Source organism: Pseudomonas sp. efr-133-TYG-5, assembly GCF_030209175.1.
GTDB lineage: Bacteria > Pseudomonadota > Gammaproteobacteria > Pseudomonadales > Pseudomonadaceae > Aquipseudomonas.
The window spans coordinates 2,165,894-2,186,766 of sequence record NZ_JARVSM010000001.1; the positions used below are offsets into that span (position 1 = coordinate 2,165,894).

The following is a 20,873-nucleotide window of genomic DNA, read 5'->3' on the forward strand; positions in this document are numbered from 1 at the left end:
GCTCATTAGCCTGGCCAGCAGGCATCGCTCCCGAACCTGGCGACCCCAACCGTGAAGGGGCTCCGCTGCCGCCGCCTGAGGAGAAAATTAGAAATGACCTTCGTCGTCACCGACAACTGCATCAAGTGCAAGTACACCGACTGCGTAGAAGTCTGTCCGGTGGACTGCTTTTACGAAGGCCCGAACTTCCTGGTGATTCACCCGGATGAGTGCATCGACTGCGCCCTGTGCGAACCAGAATGCCCGGCCGTAGCCATTTTCTCCGAGGACGAAGTTCCGGAAGAGATGCAAGAGTTCATTCAGCTGAACGTCGAGCTGGCGGAAATCTGGCCGAACATCACCGAGAAAAAAGAATCGCTGCCGGATGCCGAAGAGTGGGATGGCGTCAAAGGCAAGATCAAGGATCTCGAACGCTGATCAGCTGCGCGCTCGATAAAAAGGCCCCTTGCGGGCCTTTTTGCATTTCAGCGGCCGAGCTTTTCTGCAGGCAAAAAAAAGGGGCGGTTTGACCCGCCCACATTTTTTCCCTATTCCCTGTGTTCCTTTTCATCGTCCTGATGAATCGCGTCCTGCGATGTCCATTCCCCTCATCCTTGAAGGGCGTGTCTGTCCGTCGACACAACCCAGATACTAAAGCGTTCCCGGCCAAGAGCAATCGCCCCCAACAGCCGAAAAGCGCTGTAATAAGCCCATCACATTAAAAAATAAGCTTATAAATCAATACTTTAAACAACAGCGTCGATGGCAATCGACGTCTACCGTACTGTAAAAATAGGGAACACCTACGAAAGAGTAAGCCAAGGCTTACACCGCAAGACTACAAACGATTGAATTGCCAACCGTATGTCCGACAGCGAACAGTCGGGTGAGGACGCCTGCTCACGCTGGAGGACGCCGCGCTCATGCAGCGCAGTGAATCCTGCCACCCTGCAAGAGCACACCAACGCCCCTGCGATGTTCTTCAGGCAACAAAAAGCCCCGAACCAGTCGGGGCTTTCCGTGGGCGGTCGGTACGGCGCTTACTGGAACAGTGACTCGCTCGACAGGCCATTCTTCTCGAGGATCTCGCGCAGACGCTTGAGGCCCTCCACCTGGATCTGTCTTACCCGTTCCCGGGTCAGACCGATCTCCAGGCCCACATCCTCCAGCGTGCTGCTCTCGTGGCCGCGCAGGCCGAAGCGGCGTACCACCACCTCGCGTTGCTTGTCGGTCAGCTCCGAGAGCCATTGATCGATGCTCTGCGACAGGTCATCGTCCTGCAGCAGTTCGCATGGATCGGTAGGACGATCATCCGTCAGGGTGTCGAGCAGGGTTTTATCCGAATCCGGACCCAGCGAGACGTCGACCGAAGAAACCCGCTCGTTCAGGCCGAGCATGCGCTTGACCTCGCCCACCGGTTTTTCCAGCAGATTGGCGATTTCTTCGGGTGAAGGTTCGTGATCGAGCTTTTGCGTCAGCTCCCGTGCCGCCCGCAGGTACACGTTGAGCTCCTTGACCACATGGATCGGCAGCCGGATGGTCCGGGTCTGATTCATGATCGCGCGCTCGATGGTCTGCCGAATCCACCAGGTTGCGTAGGTCGAGAAGCGGAAGCCGCGCTCGGGGTCGAACTTTTCCACCGCGCGGATCAGTCCGAGGTTGCCCTCTTCGATCAGATCCAGCAGCGACAGCCCCCGATTGACGTAACGCCGGGCGATTTTCACCACCAGCCGCAGGTTACTTTCAATCATGCGCTTGCGCCCTGCCGGGTCGCCACTTTGCGACAGACGCGCAAAATGAACTTCTTCCTCCGGGGAGAGCAATGGGGAAAAGCCGATTTCGTTGAGATACAGCTGCGTGGCATCGAGTGCCCGCGTGTAGTCGATGTACTTGTGTTGTTTAAGTGAAGCGGAGTGTTTGGATTTGGAACGAACGGAAGGTGGAGCAGCCCCTTCATCATTCGACATCGAATCCGAATCGATGCCGGCCTCCATAAGGAGAACCTCATCGTCGATGTCAAACTCCGGCACTTCTTTACTGAGAGCCATTGTTATAGTCCTTTGGTGAGTTCGACCCCAAGCTCAAGCGACGCCTTTATCCTTGGCAACGCTGGAGCCTGTCCCCTCTACGCGACGGAACAGGCTGGCCTTCAAATCAACGTCTTGGCAGGAACTGCAGCGGATCTACAGGTTTACCTTGTCGGCGAATCTCAAAATGCAGTTTCACCCGGTCTGTACCCGTTGACCCCATTTCGGCAATTGTCTGTCCGACCTTGACCTGCTGCCCCTCCCGTACCAACAGCCGACGGTTGTGTCCGTAAGCACTGACGTAGGTTTCGCTGTGTTTGATGATGACTAATTCGCCGTAGCCCCTTAAGCCACTCCCGGCGTAAACCACCGTCCCATCAGACGCAGCTAAAACAGGCTGTCCCAAATCTCCGGCGATATCAATTCCTTTATTCAAACTACCGTTTGAAGAGAATTTACCAATGAGAATGCCATTAGATGGCCATCCCCAGCCGGTCGGGGCTGGGCCCGGAGGCGGCAATGGCGCCGGGGTTTGCTTGTTGGCGACGGACGGTACAACCGTCGTCGCAGCCGCCCCGGAACCGGTGGTCGTGGTGGTCGTCGTGCCATTCGCCTGGCGCCGGATTACCGTGGTTTTACTCGACGAAGACGGTGTGGAACCGCTGTTGCCAACCACCGCCGTCGACGTTGAACCGGTACGTCCGTCGAAGCGAATCGTCTGACCCGGATGGATCGTATACGGCGTAGGAATATTGTTCCGGGCAGCGAGGGCTTTGTAGTCCCAGCCGTAGCGAAACGCGATGGAAAACAGCGTATCGCCCGGACGGACTACATATTGCCCGGTCGTTACCGCAGGACGTTGCGCCGCCGCACTGTTGCGATCGACCACTCGCACGCTGCTCGATTTGGTGCTGGAGCAACCGACCAGCAAGGTGCTCAAGACAAGGCCAGTCACCAGGCGCTGAAAGCTCGTGTTACCCATACGCTGCGCAATGACTGTGAGACTCACCCGCCGCTCCCTTTGTGGTGGCTGAAGAAAAGTGGAATGCCGCAATCGGGCATGAAACGTAGCAAGTATAACCGGCCATACCGGCCTTACCTTTAATGAAGCGTTATCGTGCGCCGCACACGTTTGCTGACCGACGATAAATCCTGTTTAAGCACTGGCCGCCGCTGTAAGACCAAGGCGCTCGCAAGGAATTCAGCGCCCTTGAATAAATGCTCAGGCCAGCGGCCCGTTGAGCAACGGAACGAAGCGCACCGCACCCAGAACGTGTCGCGAGAAGCCGTGTTCTTCGCGCACGATCAACATCAATTGCTGGACTTCGCCGGAGCCTACCGGGATGACCAGGCGTCCACCCGGGGCCAGTTGATCGAGCAGGGCCTGCGGCACATCGGTGGCCACTGCCGTGACGATGATGCCGTTGTACGGTGCCAGCGCCGGCCAGCCCTCCCAGCCATCGCCCCAACGGAACACCACGTTGCGCAGGTTGAGCTCGACCAGACGCTCCTTGGCGCGATCCTGCAGCACCTTGATCCGCTCGACCGAGAACACTCGCTCGACCAGCTGCGACAACACCGCCGTCTGGTAGCCGGAACCGGTACCGATCTCCAGCACCTTGTCCAGTGGCCCCGCCTCGAGCAGCAGCTCGCTCATGCGCGCGACCATATAAGGCTGGGAGATGGTCTGGTTATGGCCGATCGGCAACGCCGTGTCTTCGTAGGCGCGGTGCGCCAGCGCTTCATCGACGAACAGGTGACGCGGCGTACGGCGGATCACCTCCAGCACGCTGGCGTTGGACAACCCTTCTTCATACAGACGCTGGATCAGCCGCTCACGCGTACGCTGGGAGGTCATGCCGATCCCGCTGCGCAGCCTGTCGTCGTGTTCGCGAGCCATTAATTGAGGCCCTCCAGCCAGCCGTCGAGACTTCTGAACGCATCGTTGAAGGTGCGATCAAGCTGCAACGGAGTGATGGACACGTAACCCTGCATCACCGCATGGAAATCGGTCCCCGGGCCGCCGTCTTCGGCATCGCCGGCAGCAGCGATCCAGTAACCGGCCTTGCCGCGCGGATCGACCACCTTCATCGGCGCTGCCGCGCGGGCACGGTGGCCGAGGCGGGTCAACTGAATGCCGCGAATATGATCGATCGGCAGATTCGGAATGTTGACGTTCAATACCGTGCGCGGCGGCAGATCGAGCCCGGCATGGGCCTCGACCAGCTTGCGCGCAAAGTGTGCGGCGGTGGCCAGGTTGTCCACCTGCCGCGAGACCAGCGAGAAAGCGAACGACGGACGCTCGAGAAAACGGCCTTCGAGGGCGGCCGCGACGGTGCCGGAATACAGCACGTCATCGCCCAGGTTGGCCCCCAGGTTGATCCCCGAGACGACCATGTCCGGCTCGCGCTCAAGCAGGCCATTGAGGCCCAGGTGCACGCAATCGGTCGGCGTGCCATTCAGGCTGATGAAGCCGTTGGCCAGGTATTGCGGGTGCAACGGACGGTCGAGCGTCAGCGAACTGCTGGCGCCGCTCTTGTCCTGTTCCGGGGCGATAACCACGCATTCGGTGTAATCCGCCAGCGCAGCATAAAGCGCGGCAAGACCGGGTGCGGTTACCCCATCGTCGTTTGAAATCAGAATACGCATGGGCTGTCCGTCTGCCCCACCGGCACCAGATCAACGAGTTCGCGCACCAGTACGGTGGCGAAGCATCCAGCCGGGAGGACGAATTCCAGTTGCAGAATGTCAGGCTCGGGATAATGCCACGTCAACCCGCCAATGGGCAGCCGCAGGATGCGACGTTCGTGGCTCATACCGGCGTTAATCAACCAATCGCGCAGATCCGCCTCGCGTGCGGCAATTGCCTGCTCCAGATCATGGACAACCCCGGCCGCCGGCGAGTCACCTGCGCCCCACTGCGGGCCGGTCGGATGCAGGTCGAGAATCGCCAGGCGCGGGTCGCTGCACTCGGCTTCGCCGGCCGGAAAAAAACTGCGGCTGTCGGTGAAGGCCAGCAGGTCGCCGACCTGCGCGCGCTGCCAGGAGCCATCGGCAACTCGCGCCGCCAGCACCTGATTGAAGAGGAAGCTGCGCGCCGTCGACAGCAGCCGCGAGCGCACATTGCGCTGCTCCGGCAACGCCTTGCGTGCCGCCCAGGCTCGGGCATCGACGACGTTGCCGCCATCATGGCCGAAGCGCTGGGCACCGAAGTAATTCGGAATGCCCTGTCTGGCGATCAGTTGCAGGCGCTCGTCGATGGCCTCCCGGTCACCGTTGAACTGAGTCAGGCGCAAGGTGAAGCCATTGGCCGAGTGCGCACCGCGCTGCAGCTTGCGCTTGTGGCGGGTGGTCTTGAGGATTTTCAGCGTATCGTTTTCCGCCGCCGACAGGTCCGGATCGGCCTTGCCCGGCAATTGCACGCTGAACCACTGCCGGGTCAACGCCTGGCGATCCTTGAGGCCGGCATAACTGACCGTGCGCAACGGCACCCCGGCAGCCTTGGCAATGCGCCGTGCGGCCTCTTCGGTATTCAAGCCGCGCTTTTCCACCCAGATCCACAGGTGTTCGCCGTCACCGCTGAACGGAATATCGAGAACCTCATCGACCTGGAAATCCTCGGCGATGGCTTTCAGTACCGCCGTACCGAGCGGCTCGCCATAGGCGCGCGGGCCGAGCAATTGCAGTTCATTCATGCGCGGAGCAACAAGGCGACGGAGTGAACGGCGATGCCTTCCTCACGACCGACGAAGCCAAGCTTCTCGGTGGTGGTGGCCTTGACGTTGACTTGATCCAGTTCCACTTGCAGATCCGCGGCAATCAGCGCGCGCATCGCTTCGATATGCGGGGCCATTTTGGGCGCCTGGGCAACGATGGTGTTGTCGACGTTGCCAACCTTCCAGCCCTTGGCATGGATCAGCCCGACGACATGACGCAACAGCACGCGGCTGTCGGCGCCCTTGAACTGCGGGTCGGTATCCGGGAAATGCTTGCCGATATCACCCAGCGCCGCCGCGCCGAGCAAGGCATCGCTCAAGGCGTGCAGCAGGACGTCACCGTCGGAGTGAGCGAGCAGCCCGAAGCCGTGTGCGATGCGCACACCACCCAGAGTAATGAAATCGCCTTCAGCGAAACGGTGCACATCATAGCCGTGGCCAATACGCATAAAAAAAACGCCCCGATTTTTGTCAGGGCGTGATTCTACCTGCATTAACCGCGCAGAGCGCGCGCGTGATGCTGCAAGTGGTCGTCAATGAAGCTGGCGATGAAGAAATAGCTGTGGTCGTAGCCTGGTTGCAGACGCAGGGTCAGCGGATGGCCCGCCTGTCTGCTCGCCTGTTGCAGGGCTTCGGGTTTGAGCTGGGTCGCCAGGAAGTCATCGCGATCACCCTGATCGACCAGCAGCGGCAGCTTTTCGTCGGCCTCGGCGATCAACGCGCAGGCATCCCACTCTTTCCACTTCGAGCGATCTTCGCCCAGGTAGCGGGAAAACGCCTTCTGCCCCCACGGGCAATCCATCGGGTTGTTGATTGGCGAAAACGCCGACACCGACAGATAACGACCCGGGTTGCGCAAGGCGCAGACCAGAGCACCGTGACCGCCCATGGAGTGGCCGCTGATACCGCGTTTGTCCGACGCGGGAAAATGCGCCTCGACCAGTGCAGGCAATTCCTGCACCACGTAGTCATGCATCCGATAGTGCCGCGACCACGGTTCCTGCGTGGCATTCAGATAAAAGCCGGCACCGAGGCCGAAATCCCACGCGCCATCCGGATCACCCGGTACATCGGGACCGCGCGGACTGGTGTCCGGCGCCACGATGATCAGGCCAAGCTCGGCGGCCATGCGCATCGCCCCGGCCTTCTGCATGAAATTCTCATCCGTGCAGGTCAGCCCTGACAGCCAGTACAGCACCGGCAGCTTGCCGCCCTGTTCCGCCTGCGGTGGCAGGTACACGGCAAACACCATGTCGCAGCCAAGCACGTCGGAGCGGTGGCGATAGCGCTTGTGCCAGCCGCCGAAACTTTTCTGACAGGAGATGTTTTCCAGACTCATAGGGATTCTCCCAGCTGCAAGCGGCCAGCTCCGAGCTTCAAGAAAAGGCAAAAGCGCACTGACTTGCAGCTTGGAGCTTGTCACCTGCCACTGCTTTTAGAAATGAATGACGGTACGGATGCTCTTGCCTTCGTGCATCAGATCGAATGCCTTGTTGATGTCTTCCAGGCCCATGGTGTGGGTGATGAAGGTATCCAGCGGAATTTCGCCGCTCTGCGCCATGTCGACGTAGCTTGGCAGCTCGCTACGGCCACGCACGCCACCGAACGCCGAGCCGCGCCAGACGCGACCGGTGACCAGCTGGAACGGACGGGTAGCGATTTCCTGGCCGGCACCAGCGACACCGATGATCACCGACTCGCCCCAGCCCTTGTGGCAGCATTCCAGTGCAGCGCGCATCAGTTGCACGTTGCCGATGCACTCGAAGGAAAAGTCGACGCCGCCATCGGTCATGTCGACGATCACTTCCTGGATCGGCCGATCGAAGTCTTTCGGGTTGACGCAATCGGTGGCACCCAGCTGCTTGGCGATTTCGAACTTGGCCGGGTTGATGTCGATGGCAATGATGCGCGAGGCCTTGGCCTTCACCGCACCGATGACCGCCGACAGGCCGATGCCGCCCAGACCGAAGATCGCCACGGTGTCACCCGGCTTGACCTTGGCGGTGTTGAGCACCGCGCCGATACCGGTGGTCACGCCGCAACCGAGCAGGCAGACCTTTTCCAGCGGTGCGTCCTTGGCGATCTTCGCCACGGAGATTTCCGGCAGCACGGTGTACTCGGAGAACGTCGAGGTGCCCATGTAGTGGAAAATCGTTTCGCCCTTGTAGGAAAAACGCGAAGTGCCGTCCGGCATCAGACCCTTGCCCTGGGTGGCGCGAATCGCCTGGCAGAGGTTGGTCTTGCCCGACTTGCAGAATTTGCACTGACCGCATTCCGGGGTGTACAGCGGAATCACGTGGTCGCCGACGGCAACCGAGGTGACGCCTTCGCCGATGGCCTCGACGATGGCCCCACCCTCGTGACCGAGGATCGCCGGAAAGATACCTTCCGGGTCAGCGCCGGACAGGGTGTAGGCATCGGTGTGGCAAACCCCGGAGGCCACCACGCGCAGCAACACTTCCCCGGCCTTGGGCATGGCGACATCGACTTCTACGATTTCCAGCGGCTTCTTGGCCTCGAAGGCAACGGCGGCGCGCGACTTGATCATGCTGACTCTCCAGTGAATTAAAACGAGACAGGGAGTGTAGTCCAGCGCTGCTTGATGAATAATCGGGACAAAAGCAAAACATTATTGCCATACAGGGATAATCCCGATGCTGGAAAACCGCTGGGAAGGCATCGACGAATTCGTCGCCGTCGCCGAATGCAGCCAATTCACTGGCGCCGCCGAACGCCTGGGCGTTTCGTCGTCGCACATCAGTCGGCAAGTCGCACGGCTGGAAGAGCGCTTGCAGACTCGCCTGCTCTACCGCAGCACCCGCCGAGTAACCCTGACCGAAGCCGGACAGACCTTTCTGCAACATTGCCAACGCCTGCAGGACGGTCGCGAAGAAGCCCTGCGCGCGGTCGGCGACCTGACCAGCGAGCCCAAAGGCATGCTGCGCATGACGTGTGCCGTGGCCTATGGCGAGCGCTTCATCGTGCCGCTGGTGACGCGCTTCATGGGCCTCTATCCGCAGCTGCGCATCGACATCGAATTGTCCAACCGCCAACTCGACCTGGTGCATGAAGGCCTGGATCTGGCGATCCGTCTGGGCCGGCTACAGGATTCTCGACTGGTGGCGACCCGCCTGGCACCTCGACGGATGTTTCTCTGCGCGTCGCCGTCCTATATCGAACGGTACGGCCGGCCACACAGCTTGTCGGAATTGTCTCGGCACAACTGCCTGATCGGCAGTTCGGACGTGTGGCAACTGGAACAGAACGGGCGGGAATTTTCCCAGCGTGTGCAGGGCAACTGGCGCTGCAACAGCGGGCAGGCGGTACTGGATGCGGCGCTGCAAGGGGTCGGCTTGTGCCAGTTGCCGGACTATTACGTGCTCGAGCATCTGCACAGCGGTGCATTGATTTCCCTGCTGGAGGCTCACCAACCGCCGAATACGGCGGTGTGGGCGTTGTATCCGCAACAGCGGCACCTGTCTCCGAAAGTGCGCAAGCTGGTGGATTTTCTCAAGGAAGGCTTGGCCGAGCGGCCGGAGTATCGCAGCTGAGTCTGGCGTTGTTTGTGCGGCCGTCTTCGCGAGCAGGCTCGCTCCCACAAGGGATCGGCGGTGCATGCAAATTCGGCGTCAGGCGCAAATCAAATATGGGAGCGAGCCTGCTCGCGAAGGCAATCAGACAGGCGCCACAGCAATCAGCGGCGATTCGCCCAGCGCTGACGCAGCCACTCCAGGTCTTCCGGCCGGGTGACTTTGAGGTTATCCGCCCGCCCTTCGATCAGGCGCGGCGCCAGACCGGCCCACTCCATCGCCGAAGCTTCATCGGTAATGAGCGCATCCGCCACCAGACTGTCGGCCAGCGCCCGGTGTAACGCACCGAGGCGGAACATCTGCGGCGTGTAGGCCTGCCAGATCACACTGCGATCAACGGTTTCGACCACCCGGCCGTGCTTGTCGACCCGTTTCAGCGTGTCACGCGCCGGAACCGCCAGCAGGCCGCCGACCGGGTCGTGCGCCAGCTCGGCGAGCAGTTTGTCCAGATCGTCGCGGCTCAGGTTGGGCCGGGCCGCATCGTGCACCAGCACCCAATCGTCGTCGCCGGCACCTTGGGCATGCAGATGCAGCAAAGCATTGAGCACCGAGCCGGAACGCTCGGCACCGCCGTCAACCCGCTGAATGCGCGGATCGCTGACGCACGCCAGGTTCGGCCAGTAAGGATCATCGACAGCAAGACTGACCACCAGGCCCTTGAGGCTCGGGTGATCGAGGAAACAGCCGAGGCTGTGTTCGAGAATTGTGCGCCCGCCCAGTTGCAGATATTGCTTGGGACGGTCCGCGGCCATTCGGGCACCGACGCCCGCGGCAGGAATCACGGCCCAGAAGGCCGGTAGGGAATCGATCATTGGGCCAACTGGTAAAGGGTTTCACCGTCCTTGACCATGCCCAGCTCATGGCGAGCCCGCTCTTCAACGGTCTCCATGCCTTTCTTCAACTCGCTGACTTCAGCGTCCATCACTCGGTTGCGCTCCAGCAGAGCTTCGTTCTCGGCGTGCTGATCGGCGATCTGCTGATTCAGCTCGGCAACCTGCGCCAGACTGCCATTGCCCACCCACAGGCGGTACTGCAGACCGGCCAGCAGCAAGAGCAAGACGAGAAACAACCAGTAAGGACTGCGCATCGAATATCAGGTATCCAGTGAAAAAAGACAGCCACGCCAAAACTTGAAACATCTGATAGCACGAAGCCTGGAAGATCCAGGCTTGTGCTGTTAAGGCATCAGATTAGTGGCAAATCCATCGCTGTCACGACTTTTCCGACACAATCCGGTGTCCTTTTATCAGTTCGCGCTTAACCGCGGAACTCGCTACGACCGTTGTACTTGGCTTTGCCATTCAACTGCTCTTCGATACGCAGCAGTTGGTTGTACTTGGAAACGCGGTCGGAACGGCACAGCGAACCGGTCTTGATCTGGCCAGCCGAGGTGCCCACGGCCAGGTCGGCGATGGTCGAATCTTCGGTTTCGCCGGAACGGTGCGAGATCACCGCGGTGTAACCGGCAGCCTTGGCCATCTGGATGGCTTCCAGGGTTTCGGTCAGGGTGCCGATCTGGTTGAACTTGATCAGGATCGAGTTGGCGATCTTCTTGTCGATGCCTTCTTTCAGGATCTTGGTGTTGGTCACGAACAGGTCGTCGCCCACCAGCTGGGTCTTCTCGCCGATCTTGTCGGTGAGGATCTTCCAGCCAGCCCAGTCGGACTCGTCCAGACCGTCTTCGATCGAGATGATCGGATAACGTTCGGTCAGGCCTTTCAGGTAATCGGCAAAACCTTCGGCAGTGAATACCTGGCCTTCGCCGGACAGGTTGTACTTGCCGTCTTCGAAGAACTCGCTCGCAGCGCAGTCCAGGGCCAGGGTCACGTCGGTGCCCAGCTTGTAGCCGGCGTTGGCCACCGCTTCGGAGATCACTTTCAGCGCATCTTCGTTGGACGCCAGGTTCGGTGCGAAACCGCCCTCGTCGCCAACGGCGGTGCTCAGACCACGGGCCTTCAGCACAGCCTTGAGGTGATGGAAAATCTCGGTGCCCATGCGCAGACCTTCCGAGAACGTCTTGGCGCCAACCGGCTGCACCATGAATTCCTGGATGTCGACGTTGTTATCGGCGTGCTCGCCACCGTTGATGATGTTCATCATCGGCACCGGCATCGAGTAGACACCCGGGGTGCCGTTCAGGTTGGCGATGTGTGCGTACAGCGGCAGGTCCTGGTCCTGTGCAGCGGCCTTGGCCGCAGCCAGGGACACGGCGAGGATGGCGTTGGCGCCCAGGGTTGCCTTGTTTTCGGTACCGTCGAGCTTGATCATCGCGTGGTCCAGGGCTTTCTGGTCGCTTGGGTCGGTACCCAGCAGCAGATCGCGAATCGGACCGTTGATGTTGGCTACCGCCTTGAGCACACCCTTGCCCAGGTAACGGCTCTTGTCGCCATCACGCAGCTCGAGCGCTTCACGCGAGCCAGTGGATGCACCGGACGGCGCGCAGGCGCTGCCGATGATGCCGTTGTCGAGAAGCACGTCCGCTTCCACGGTGGGATTGCCACGGGAGTCGAGAACTTCACGACCTTTGATGTCGACGATTTTTGCCATTGTTGTAAACACTCCAAAGTTGACGAAAACGACGCAGCTAGAGGAAATCTTTTGACCGTCGGCAAGTGGTGTGCAGCGGGCAGCTTGCAGACGACAACGCTCATGCCCGAGGGCATGAGCGACAAATCGTGCGGTACTTTACCGGAGAAATGAGCCTTACGCGGTTTCTACCGTCGGAAAACTCTTCACCAGTTCGTCCAGGGCTTTGAGCTGGGCCAGGAATGGCTCCAGTTTGTCCAGACGCAAGGCGCAGGGGCCGTCGCATTTGGCGTTGTCCGGATCCGGATGCGCTTCGAGGAACAGACCGGCCAGCGACTGGCTCATGCCCGCCTTGGCCAGATCGGTGACCTGGGCGCGGCGACCGCCGGCGGAGTCGGAACGACCGCCCGGCATTTGCAGCGAATGGGTCACGTCGAAGAATACCGGGTACTCGAACTGCTTCATGATGCCGAAGCCGAGCATGTCGACCACGAGGTTGTTGTAGCCGAAGCTCGAACCACGCTCGCAGAGGATCAATTGATCGTTACCCGCTTCCACGCACTTGTTCAGGATGTGTTTCATTTCCTGAGGCGCGAGGAACTGGGCTTTCTTGATGTTGATCACCGCGCCGGTCTTGGCCATCGCCACGACCAGATCGGTCTGACGCGACAGGAAGGCCGGCAGCTGGATGATGTCGCAGACTTCAGCGACGACCGCGGCCTGGTCGGGCTCGTGGACGTCGGTGATGATCGGCACGCCGAAGGCTTGCTTGATGCCCTGGAAGATGCGCATGCCCTCTTCCAGGCCAGGACCGCGATAGGAGGTCACAGAAGAACGGTTGGCCTTGTCGAAGCTGGCCTTGAACACGTAAGGCATACCGAGCTTTTCGGTGACCTTGACGTACTCTTCGCAAACCTGCATGGCCATGTCACGGCTTTCCAGCACGTTCATGCCGCCGAACAGCACCATGGGTTTGTCGTTGGCAATCTCGATGTCGCCGACGCGGATGATCTTCTGTGCCATCGGGTTACGCCTTCTTCTGGTGTTGAGCCAATGCCGCTTTGACGAAGCCGCTGAACAGCGGATGGCCATCACGTGGCGTCGAGGTGAACTCAGGGTGGAACTGGCAAGCGACGAACCATGGATGATCCGGGGCTTCGACCACTTCGACCAGCGCAGCGTCAGCGGAGCGACCGGAGATCTTCAGGCCGGCTTCGATGATTTGTGGCAGCAGGTTGTTGTTCACTTCGTAACGGTGACGGTGACGCTCGACAATCACATCCTTGCCGTAGCAATCGTGCACCTTGGAACCGGCTTCGAGCAGGCATTCCTGAGCGCCGAGGCGCATGGTGCCGCCCAGGTCGGACGCTTCGGTACGCACTTCAACGGCGCCGGTGGCGTCTTCCCACTCGGTGATCAGACCCACGACCGGGTGGCCACTGGCGCGATCGAACTCGGTGGAGTTGGCGTCTTTCCAGCCCAGCACGTTACGGGCGAATTCGATGACCGCCACTTGCATGCCCAGGCAGATACCCAGGTACGGCACCTTGTTTTCACGAGCGTACTGAACGGCAGTGATCTTGCCTTCCACGCCGCGCAGACCGAAGCCGCCCGGGACGAGGATCGCGTCGACGCCTTCGAGCAGCGCGGTGCCCTGATTCTCGATGTCTTCGGAATCGATGTAGCGCAGGTTGACCTTGGTACGGTTGCTGATGCCGGCGTGGCTCATCGCTTCGATCAGCGACTTGTAAGCGTCCAGCAGCTCCATGTACTTGCCGACCATCGCGATGGTGACTTCGTGTTCCGGGTTCAGCTTGGCGTCAACCACTGCGTCCCACTCGGACAGGTCAGCGCTGCCGCATTGCAGGCCAAAACGCTCGACAACGAAATCATCCAGGCCCTGGGAATGCAGAATGCCCGGGATCTTGTAGATGGTATCGGCGTCTTCCAGCGCGATCACCGCACGCTCTTCAACGTTGGTGAATTGCGCGATCTTGCGACGCGACGAAACGTCGATCGGGTGATCGGAGCGGCACACCAGTACGTCTGGCTGCAGACCAATCGAACGCAGCTCTTTTACCGAGTGCTGGGTGGGCTTGGTTTTGGTTTCGCCGGCAGTGGCGATGTACGGCACCAGGGTCAGGTGCATCAGCATCGCGCGCTTGGCGCCGACTTCGAAACGCAGCTGGCGGATGGCCTCAAGGAACGGTTGCGACTCGATGTCACCCACGGTGCCACCGATCTCGACCATGGCCACGTCGGCATCGCCGGCGCCCTTGATGATGCGACGCTTGATTTCGTCGGTGATGTGCGGAATCACCTGGATGGTTGCACCCAGGTAGTCACCACGGCGCTCTTTGCGCAGCACGTGCTCGTAGACACGGCCGGTGGTGAAGTTGTTGTTCTGGGTCATGGTCGTGCGGATGAACCGCTCGTAGTGGCCCAGGTCCAGGTCGGTCTCGGCGCCGTCGTGGGTGACGAACACTTCACCGTGCTGGAACGGGCTCATGGTGCCCGGGTCGACGTTGATGTACGGATCCAGCTTGAGCATGGTGACCTTAAGCCCCCGCGCCTCCAGGATGGCCGCCAATGAAGCCGAGGCAATGCCTTTCCCCAATGAAGAAACAACACCGCCCGTGACGAATATGTAGCGCGTCATGAAAAACCCTAGAAGTCTGCGTTAAAGCGGTCCGAGCCGCCGGGGAAAGCGAAGGAAGGCCGAAGCCCCCGATCACCTGCATTAATCACAGTGCACCTTTCAAAAAAACCGCCGCGTTGGGACAGACCGGAAGTGAAAACACCGGTACGTTGCTCGCTACACATTTTTTGGAATCGCCCAGCAAAGACTGCTTGGTAATCGGCAACTCCTGCGATTCAGGCGAATCCACAGAAGTTGTATCAAGAAGGGAGCGTAGTCTACCGGAATGCACCCTTCATCTCAAACCTTGATCTTCGCCAAATGGCTGCCAATGCAATCGCCAGCCTTGCTGCGGGTCACCGTCGAGTCCCGGCAGGTTCGCCACGGCGAGCAATTCTTCGCCGCGAAACAGCAGCGGCAATCTGCCACGCACAAACCCCGGAACTGCGCGCTCATTGAGCAGGCGCTTGAGGTCGCGATGACCGCGCCCTGGCAGATGCAGCACTTCACCGCCCTGGCGATAGCGGATGTGCAGCGGCCCTGCGGGAGTCTGACCGCTGAACATGACACGCCCGTTATCGACCAGGTGCAGTGCCTGCGCCGGCTCGCGCCACGGCGCGTCGCTCAGCGGAGTACGCAGCCACTGGTCGCGGAGAAACCAGACGCGGCCAGCACCACGATGCAGCTCACCCTCGGCCAGGCGCCACACCGGTGAAGCATCGGCAGTGGCCTCGGCGAGATTCGCCCAACCCGACCAATGGTCGGTGTCCGGCAAGCGCGTCAGTCCGGCCAGCCAATGGCTGACAGCGTTGCGCTGACGGGCGGCAGATAACCCGGCCAGTGGCGCCAGCGCCAGCGAAGGCACCCCCAGCCAGTCGAACGCGCAGGGCGTGATGCACGGCGCCAGGTCGATGTGCGCCAGGTCTTCCAGCAAGCTCTCGGCCTCGCGCAGATGCGCCGCGCTGCGCGCCATGCTGGCCAACGCCTGCGGCCAGCGCCGGGTGATCGCCGGCAGCACCTGATGACGCAGGTAATTGCGCGAAAACTGCCGATCCTGGTTCGACGGATCCTCGACCCAGTGCAGTTGGTGCTCGCACGCATAGGCTTGGAGTTCGGCGCGACTGACGTCAAGCAACGGCCGCACCAGGCTGCCTGCCCCCAGCCGTCGCTCGGCCGGCATGCCGGACAAACCGCGCACGCCGGCGCCGCGCAGCAGACGGAACAGCAGGGTTTCGGCCTGATCGTCGCGATGCTGCCCGGTCAGCAGTGCATCGTTGCCGTGCATCGCCGCGCTGAACGCCGCATAACGCGCCTCCCGCGCGGCCCGCTCCAGGCTCGCGCCCGGCTGCACCTGCACCTGCACGACCTGCAAGGGCACGCCCCAGCCGTCGCAAATCGCCTGGCAATGCGCCGGCCACGCCTCGGCCACCGTCTGGAGACCGTGATGTACATGGATGGCACTCAGCGCCGGCAGGGCCTGGGAGTGTCCGAGGCGAACCAGCAGATGCAGGAGCACGGTGGAATCGAGACCGCCGGAAAAAGCAATGCGCCAGTGCGTGGCGGTGCGCCAGGGGGTCAGGTTGCGCAGGACTCGGGCGGGCAGATCAGCCAGGGACGGTTTCATTTCGCTCACTTGGCGCCATACAAATGTGGGAGCGGGCCTGCTCGCGAAAACAGCGCAACAGCCCACTCGATGGTTGGATGTTACATCGCTTTCGCGGGCAAGCCCGCTCCCACAGGGTTTCTAACGTTGGCCGCAGCGGCGTTCGATCAGAGACCGTAGCTCATCAGACGCTCGTAACGACGGGCCAGCAGCGCGTCGTTGTCGAACTTCTTCAGCATCGCCAGTTGCGAACTCAGCTCGGCGCGGATCAGCGCGGCAGCGGCCGCCGGATCGCGGTGCGCGCCACCCAGCGGCTCGTCGATCACTTTGTCGACGATGCCCAAGCCTTTCAGGCGCTCGGCGGTGATGCCCATGGCTTCAGCGGCATCCGGGGCCTTTTCGGCGGTTTTCCACAGAATCGACGCGCAACCTTCCGGCGAGATCACCGCGTAGGTCGAATACTGCAGCATGTTCAACTGATCGCACACACCGATCGCCAGCGCACCGCCAGAACCACCTTCACCGATCACGGTGGCGATGATCGGGGTCTTCAGGCGCGCCATCACGCGCAGGTTCCAGGCGATCGCTTCGCTCTGGTTGCGCTCTTCGGCGTCGATACCCGGGTAGGCGCCCGGGGTGTCGATGAAGGTCAGGATCGGCATCTTGAAGCGCTCGGCCATTTCCATCAGGCGGCAGGCCTTGCGGTAGCCTTCCGGACGCGGCATGCCGAAGTTGCGGCGCACCTTCTCGCGCACTTCCCGGCCCTTCTGGTGACCGATGACCATGACTGGCTGGTCTTCCAGACGCGCCACACCACCGACAATGGCAGCGTCGTCGGAGAAGTGACGATCACCGTGCAGCTCGTCGAACTCGGTAAAGATGTGGTCGATGTAGTCCAGGGTGTATGGACGTTTCGGGTGACGTGCCAGACGAGCGATCTGCCAGCTGGTCAACTTGCCGAAGATATCTTCGGTCAGCGTCTTGCTCTTGTCCTGCAGGCGGGAAATCTCATCGCCGATATTCAGCGAATTGTCATTACCGACCAAGCGCAACTCTTCGATCTTGGCTTGCAGGTCGGCGATCGGCTGTTCGAAATCTAGAAAATTCGGGTTCATAGGCGTCCGTCTTGGGTCGAGTCCAAAGTGAGCTTGGGCCGGCCGGTTGTCTATTCGCGCCCTACCTTAAGGGAGAGGCGCGCTGAGGTCGAGATTAAAAATTCAGGTTGCGGGCAGGCGGATTGATCGCACCTGCCGGTCAACGGTATTGGAGGAAGACGTTGTCTCGCCCGAACTGGTCACGCAGGGCTTGAATCAAGGCATCCGCCGGGTCGATCCGCCAGGTCTCGCCAAACTGCAGCAGGGTCTTGGCGTCGGGACTGGTGTACTCCATGGTAATCGGGCACGCCCCGCGATGACGCTTGAGCAATTCACCCAACCAGCGTAGCTGATCGCCTTTGAGGTCCTGGGTCTGCAACTTCAGGCGCAGGCTCTCGGCCAGGTTGGTGCGCGCATCTTCCATGCTCATCACCCGCTTGACCCGCAGGCGCAGGCCACCGGAGAAGTCGTCGTTGCTGACCTCGCCCTCGACCACCACCATCGCATCGGTCTGCAACAGCGACTGCGCGGAGTGGAACGCATCGGCGAACAGCGACGCCTCGATCCGCCCGGAGCGGTCGTCGAGGGTAATGAACCCCATCTTGTCGCCCTTTTTGTTCTTCATCACCCGCAGGGCGATGATCATCCCCGCCACGGTCTGGGTGTCCCGGGCCGGTTTCAGGTCGATGATGCGCTGACGGGCGAAACGGCGGATCTCGCCTTCGTATTCGTCGATCGGGTGACCGGTCAGGTACAGGCCGAGGGTGTCTTTTTCACCCTTGAGGCGTTCCTTGAGGGTCAGCTCCTTGGCCTTGCGATGGCTGGCGTAGACGTCCGCGTCTTCCTCGACGAACAAACCGCCAAACAGGTCGGCATGGCCGCTGTCGTGGGTGCGCGCCGTCTGTTCGGCCGCCTTGATCGCCTCTTCCATCGCCGCCAGCAGCACGGCGCGGTTACGGTCGATGTTGGCCTGGTAGGCCTTCTGCTCGTCGTGGAAGTACGGGCCGAGACGATCCAGTGCGCCGCTGCGGATCAGACCGTCAAGCGTACGCTTGTTGATGCGCTTGAGGTCGACCCGGGCGCAGAAATCGAACAGGTCCTTGAACGGGCCCTCCTGACGCGCCTCGGTGATCGCCTCCACCGGGCCTTCGCCGACGCCCTTGATCGCGCCCAGGCCATAAACGATGCGGCCATCGTCGTTCACCGTGAACTTGAACTCCGAAGTGTTCACGTCCGGCGCGTCGAGGCGCAGTTTCATGGTGCGCACTTCCTCGATCAAGGTCACGACCTTGTCGGTGTTGTGCATATCCGCCGACAGCACCGCAGCCATGAACGGCGCCGGGTAGTGAGCCTTCAGCCAGGCGGTCTGGTACGACACCAGGCCGTAGGCGGCGGAGTGGGATTTGTTGAAGCCGTAACCGGCGAATTTTTCTACCAGGTCGAAGATGTTACCGGCCAGGTCGGCATCGATATTGTTCGCCGCACAACCTTCGATGAAACCGCCGCGCTGCTTGGCCATTTCCTCGGGTTTCTTCTTACCCATCGCCCGGCGCAGCATGTCCGCACCGCCGAGGGTGTAACCGGCCATGACCTGGGCGATCTGCATCACCTGTTCCTGGTACAGGATGATGCCGTAGGTCGGTGCCAGTACCGGTTTCAAGCCCTCGTACTGGTAATCCGGGTGCGGATACGCCAGTTCGGCGCGACCGTGCTTACGGTTGATGAAGTCATCCACCATGCCGGACTGCAGCGGGCCCGGACGGAACAGGGCCACCAGGGCGATCAGGTCTTCGAGGCAGTCGGGCTTGAGCTTTTTGATCAGCTCTTTCATGCCGCGCGATTCGAGCTGGAACACCGCCGTGGTTTCAGCCTTTTGCAGCAGGCTGTAGGTCGGCTTGTCATCGAGCGGGATGAACGCGATGTCCAGCGGCGGCTCGTTGACCTTGGCGCGGTCGCGATTGATGGTTTTCAGCGCCCAGTCGATGATCGTCAGGGTTCGCAGGCCGAGGAAGTCGAACTTCACCAGACCGGCCGCCTCCACGTCGTCCTTGTCGAACTGCGTCACCAGGCCGTCACCGGCCTCGTCGCAATAGATCGGCGAGAAGTCGGTCAGCTTGGTCGGCGCGATGACCACGCCACCGGCGTGCTTGCCAACGTTACGCACCACGCCCTCGAGTTTGCGTGCCATCTCCCAGATTTCCGCCGCCTCTTCATCGACCTTGATGAAGTCGCGCAGGATTTCTTCCTGCTCGTAGGCTTTCTCCAGGGTCATGCCGACTTCGAACGGGATCATCTTCGACAGGCGGTCGGCCAGGCCATAGGACTTGCCCTGCACCCGTGCCACGTCGCGCACCACGGCCTTGGCCGCCATGGAACCGAAGGTAATGATCTGGCTCACGGCGTTGCGGCCGTATTTCTCGGCCACATAGTCGATCACCCGGTCGCGGCCGTCCATGCAGAAGTCGACGTCGAAGTCGGGCATGGAAACCCGTTCCGGGTTGAGGAAACGTTCGAACAGCAGGTCGTATTCCAACGGATCGAGGTCGGTGATCTTCTGCACGTAGGCCACCAGCGACCCGGCACCCGACCCCCGGCCAGGGCCGACCGGCACGCCGTTGTTCTTGGCCCACTGGATAAAGTCCATCACGATCAGGAAGTAACCGGGGAAACCCATCTGGATGATGATATCCAGCTCGAAATTCAGCCGGTCGACGTACACCTGACGCTTGGCTTCGTAGTCTTCGGTGGTGTCCTTGGGCAGCAGCACCGACAGGCGCTCTTCGAGACCGTCGAACGACACCTTGCGGAAATACTCGTCGATGGTCATGCCATCGGGAATCGGGTAGTCCGGCAGGAAGTGCTTGCCCAGCTTGACCTCGATGTTGCAGCGCTTGGCAATCTCGACGGTGTTTTCAATGGCGTCGGGAATGTCACTGAACAGCTCGGCCATTTCCTCGGCGCTTTTCAGGTACTGCTGGTCGCTGTAGTTCTTGGAGCGGCGCGGATCGTCGAGGGCGCGGCCCTCACCAATGCAGACGCGGGTTTCGTGGGCCTCGAAATCTTCCTGCTTGATGAAGCGCACGTCGTTGGTCGCCACCAGCGGCGCGCCGAGCTTGTCGGCCAGGGCCACGGCGCCGTGCAACTGCTCTTCGTCATTCGGGCGGTTGGTGCGCTGGATTTCCAGGTAGAAGCGATCCGGGAACACCGCCATCCACTCGCGCGCCAGCGCCTCGGCTTCCGCCGGATTGCCGCCGATCAGCGCCATGCCGATCTCGCCTTCCTTGGCCGCGGACAACATGATCAGACCGTCGCTGGCCTCGGCCACCCACTCGCGCTCGATGATGATCATGCCGTTGCGCTGACCCTCGATGAAGCCACGGGAAATCAGCTCGGTGAGGTTGCGATAACCCACGGCGTTCATGGCCAGCAGGCTGATCCGGCTCAGTGGCGCATCCGGATCCTTGTTCGACAGCCACAGGTCGGCGCCGCAGATCGGCTTGATCCCCGCACCCATGGTGGTTTTATAGAATTTGACCAGGGAACACATGTTGTTCTGGTCGGTGACCGCAACCGCCGGCATGTTCATGGCGGTCAGGGCCTTGACCAGCGGCTTGATCCGCACCAGCCCGTCGACCAGGGAGTATTCAGTGTGCAGGCGTAGATGAACGAATGAAGCCGGCATAGTGATCCTGTCCAGTTA

The 20,873-nt window shown here is 61.0% G+C and carries 18 protein-coding genes; 2 read left to right on the forward strand and 16 right to left on the reverse strand.

Annotated features, from left to right (window positions below):
* Window positions 1–93 precede the first annotated feature (93 nt).
* Window positions 94–417, forward strand: a complete 324-nt coding sequence (gene fdxA / locus QRN70_RS09895; protein WP_007908827.1) for a ferredoxin FdxA — start codon at window positions 94–96, stop codon at window positions 415–417.
* A 602-nt stretch (window positions 418–1,019) separates the two neighbouring features.
* Here fdxA and rpoS read toward each other — a convergent pair.
* The 8 genes from rpoS to QRN70_RS09935 form a co-directional block, all read right to left on the reverse strand.
* Window positions 1,020–2,027, reverse strand: a complete 1,008-nt coding sequence (gene rpoS / locus QRN70_RS09900) for an RNA polymerase sigma factor RpoS (RefSeq protein WP_025110864.1) — start codon at window positions 2,025–2,027, stop codon at window positions 1,020–1,022.
* Window positions 2,028–2,133: 106 nt separating this feature from the next.
* On the reverse strand, window positions 2,134–3,015 hold the full coding sequence (locus tag QRN70_RS09905; protein ID WP_285417362.1) for a peptidoglycan DD-metalloendopeptidase family protein: 882 nt from the start codon (window positions 3,013–3,015) through the stop codon (window positions 2,134–2,136).
* 213 nt (window positions 3,016–3,228) lie between these two features.
* Window positions 3,229–3,864: a protein-L-isoaspartate(D-aspartate) O-methyltransferase gene (locus tag QRN70_RS09910; protein ID WP_285418067.1), complete on the reverse strand. Its 636-nt coding sequence runs from the start codon at window positions 3,862–3,864 to the stop codon at window positions 3,229–3,231.
* A 41-nt stretch (window positions 3,865–3,905) separates the two neighbouring features.
* A complete protein-coding gene (surE, locus tag QRN70_RS09915; protein WP_285417363.1) occupies window positions 3,906–4,655 on the reverse strand; it encodes a 5'/3'-nucleotidase SurE in 750 nt (249 codons plus the stop codon).
* Window positions 4,643–5,701 carry a tRNA pseudouridine(13) synthase TruD gene (gene truD, locus QRN70_RS09920; RefSeq protein ID WP_285417365.1) on the reverse strand — a complete coding sequence of 353 codons (1,059 nt, stop codon included), beginning with the start codon at window positions 5,699–5,701 and terminating at the stop codon, window positions 4,643–4,645. Before truD ends, surE begins: the two co-directional genes overlap by 13 nt.
* Window positions 5,698–6,171 carry a 2-C-methyl-D-erythritol 2,4-cyclodiphosphate synthase gene (gene ispF, locus QRN70_RS09925; protein ID WP_285417367.1) on the reverse strand — a complete coding sequence of 158 codons (474 nt, stop codon included), beginning with the start codon at window positions 6,169–6,171 and terminating at the stop codon, window positions 5,698–5,700. Before ispF ends, truD begins: the two co-directional genes overlap by 4 nt.
* Window positions 6,172–6,215: 44 nt before the next feature.
* On the reverse strand, window positions 6,216–7,067 hold the full coding sequence (gene fghA / locus QRN70_RS09930) for an S-formylglutathione hydrolase (RefSeq protein WP_285418068.1): 852 nt from the start codon (window positions 7,065–7,067) through the stop codon (window positions 6,216–6,218).
* A gap of 90 nt (window positions 7,068–7,157) precedes the next feature.
* Window positions 7,158–8,270, reverse strand: coding sequence for an S-(hydroxymethyl)glutathione dehydrogenase/class III alcohol dehydrogenase (locus QRN70_RS09935; RefSeq protein WP_285417369.1), 1,113 nt, complete (start codon window positions 8,268–8,270; stop codon window positions 7,158–7,160).
* 106 nt (window positions 8,271–8,376) lie between these two features.
* Between QRN70_RS09935 and QRN70_RS09940 the strand changes: the two genes are divergently transcribed.
* Window positions 8,377–9,273 carry a LysR family transcriptional regulator gene (locus QRN70_RS09940; protein WP_285417370.1) on the forward strand — a complete coding sequence of 299 codons (897 nt, stop codon included), beginning with the start codon at window positions 8,377–8,379 and terminating at the stop codon, window positions 9,271–9,273.
* Between the two features lie 143 nt (window positions 9,274–9,416).
* Here the strand turns inward: QRN70_RS09940 and ispD are convergent, their stop codons facing one another.
* The 8 genes from ispD to dnaE form a co-directional block, all read right to left on the reverse strand.
* Complete coding sequence (gene ispD, locus QRN70_RS09945; RefSeq protein WP_285417372.1) at window positions 9,417–10,124, reverse strand: 2-C-methyl-D-erythritol 4-phosphate cytidylyltransferase; 708 nt, start codon at window positions 10,122–10,124, stop codon at window positions 9,417–9,419.
* A complete protein-coding gene (gene ftsB, locus QRN70_RS09950) occupies window positions 10,121–10,399 on the reverse strand; it encodes a cell division protein FtsB (RefSeq protein WP_003222158.1) in 279 nt (92 codons plus the stop codon). Before ftsB ends, ispD begins: the two co-directional genes overlap by 4 nt.
* Window positions 10,400–10,569: 170 nt before the next feature.
* Complete coding sequence (gene eno, locus QRN70_RS09955) at window positions 10,570–11,859, reverse strand: phosphopyruvate hydratase (protein ID WP_007964291.1); 1,290 nt, start codon at window positions 11,857–11,859, stop codon at window positions 10,570–10,572.
* Between the two features lie 156 nt (window positions 11,860–12,015).
* The gene (kdsA, locus tag QRN70_RS09960) at window positions 12,016–12,861 is read right to left on the reverse strand and encodes a 3-deoxy-8-phosphooctulonate synthase (protein WP_285417374.1); all 846 of its coding nucleotides are present in this window, start codon (window positions 12,859–12,861) and stop codon (window positions 12,016–12,018) included.
* A gap of 4 nt (window positions 12,862–12,865) precedes the next feature.
* Window positions 12,866–14,497 (reverse strand): CTP synthase, encoded by a 1,632-nt coding sequence (gene pyrG, locus QRN70_RS09965; protein ID WP_095138363.1) that lies wholly within the window; start codon window positions 14,495–14,497, stop codon window positions 12,866–12,868.
* Between the two features lie 274 nt (window positions 14,498–14,771).
* Entirely contained in the window at window positions 14,772–16,100 is a 1,329-nt protein-coding gene (gene tilS / locus QRN70_RS09970) for a tRNA lysidine(34) synthetase TilS (protein ID WP_285417376.1), read from the reverse strand.
* A gap of 146 nt (window positions 16,101–16,246) precedes the next feature.
* The gene (locus QRN70_RS09975; RefSeq protein ID WP_285417377.1) at window positions 16,247–17,194 is read right to left on the reverse strand and encodes an acetyl-CoA carboxylase carboxyltransferase subunit alpha; all 948 of its coding nucleotides are present in this window, start codon (window positions 17,192–17,194) and stop codon (window positions 16,247–16,249) included.
* Window positions 17,195–17,333: 139 nt separating this feature from the next.
* The gene (gene dnaE / locus QRN70_RS09980; protein ID WP_285417378.1) at window positions 17,334–20,855 is read right to left on the reverse strand and encodes a DNA polymerase III subunit alpha; all 3,522 of its coding nucleotides are present in this window, start codon (window positions 20,853–20,855) and stop codon (window positions 17,334–17,336) included.
* Window positions 20,856–20,873 lie beyond the last annotated feature (18 nt).

Coding starts and splice junctions, on each gene's coding strand:
- fdxA (WP_007908827.1), top strand. CDS start 94: ATGACCTTCGTCGTCACCGACAACTGCATCAAGTGCAAGTACACCGAC.
- rpoS (WP_025110864.1), bottom strand. CDS start 2,027: ATGGCTCTCAGTAAAGAAGTGCCGGAGTTTGACATCGACGATGAGGTT.
- QRN70_RS09910 (WP_285418067.1), bottom strand. CDS start 3,864: ATGACCTCCCAGCGTACGCGTGAGCGGCTGATCCAGCGTCTGTATGAA.
- surE (WP_285417363.1), bottom strand. CDS start 4,655: ATGCGTATTCTGATTTCAAACGACGATGGGGTAACCGCACCCGGTCTT.
- truD (WP_285417365.1), bottom strand. CDS start 5,701: ATGAATGAACTGCAATTGCTCGGCCCGCGCGCCTATGGCGAGCCGCTC.
- ispF (WP_285417367.1), bottom strand. CDS start 6,171: ATGCGTATTGGCCACGGCTATGATGTGCACCGTTTCGCTGAAGGCGAT.
- QRN70_RS09935 (WP_285417369.1), bottom strand. CDS start 8,270: ATGATCAAGTCGCGCGCCGCCGTTGCCTTCGAGGCCAAGAAGCCGCTG.
- QRN70_RS09940 (WP_285417370.1), top strand. CDS start 8,377: ATGCTGGAAAACCGCTGGGAAGGCATCGACGAATTCGTCGCCGTCGCC.
- ispD (WP_285417372.1), bottom strand. CDS start 10,124: ATGATCGATTCCCTACCGGCCTTCTGGGCCGTGATTCCTGCCGCGGGC.
- ftsB (WP_003222158.1), bottom strand. CDS start 10,399: ATGCGCAGTCCTTACTGGTTGTTTCTCGTCTTGCTCTTGCTGCTGGCC.
- eno (WP_007964291.1), bottom strand. CDS start 11,859: ATGGCAAAAATCGTCGACATCAAAGGTCGTGAAGTTCTCGACTCCCGT.
- kdsA (WP_285417374.1), bottom strand. CDS start 12,861: ATGGCACAGAAGATCATCCGCGTCGGCGACATCGAGATTGCCAACGAC.
- pyrG (WP_095138363.1), bottom strand. CDS start 14,497: ATGACGCGCTACATATTCGTCACGGGCGGTGTTGTTTCTTCATTGGGG.
- tilS (WP_285417376.1), bottom strand. CDS start 16,100: ATGAAACCGTCCCTGGCTGATCTGCCCGCCCGAGTCCTGCGCAACCTG.
- QRN70_RS09975 (WP_285417377.1), bottom strand. CDS start 17,194: ATGAACCCGAATTTTCTAGATTTCGAACAGCCGATCGCCGACCTGCAA.
- dnaE (WP_285417378.1), bottom strand. CDS start 20,855: ATGCCGGCTTCATTCGTTCATCTACGCCTGCACACTGAATACTCCCTG.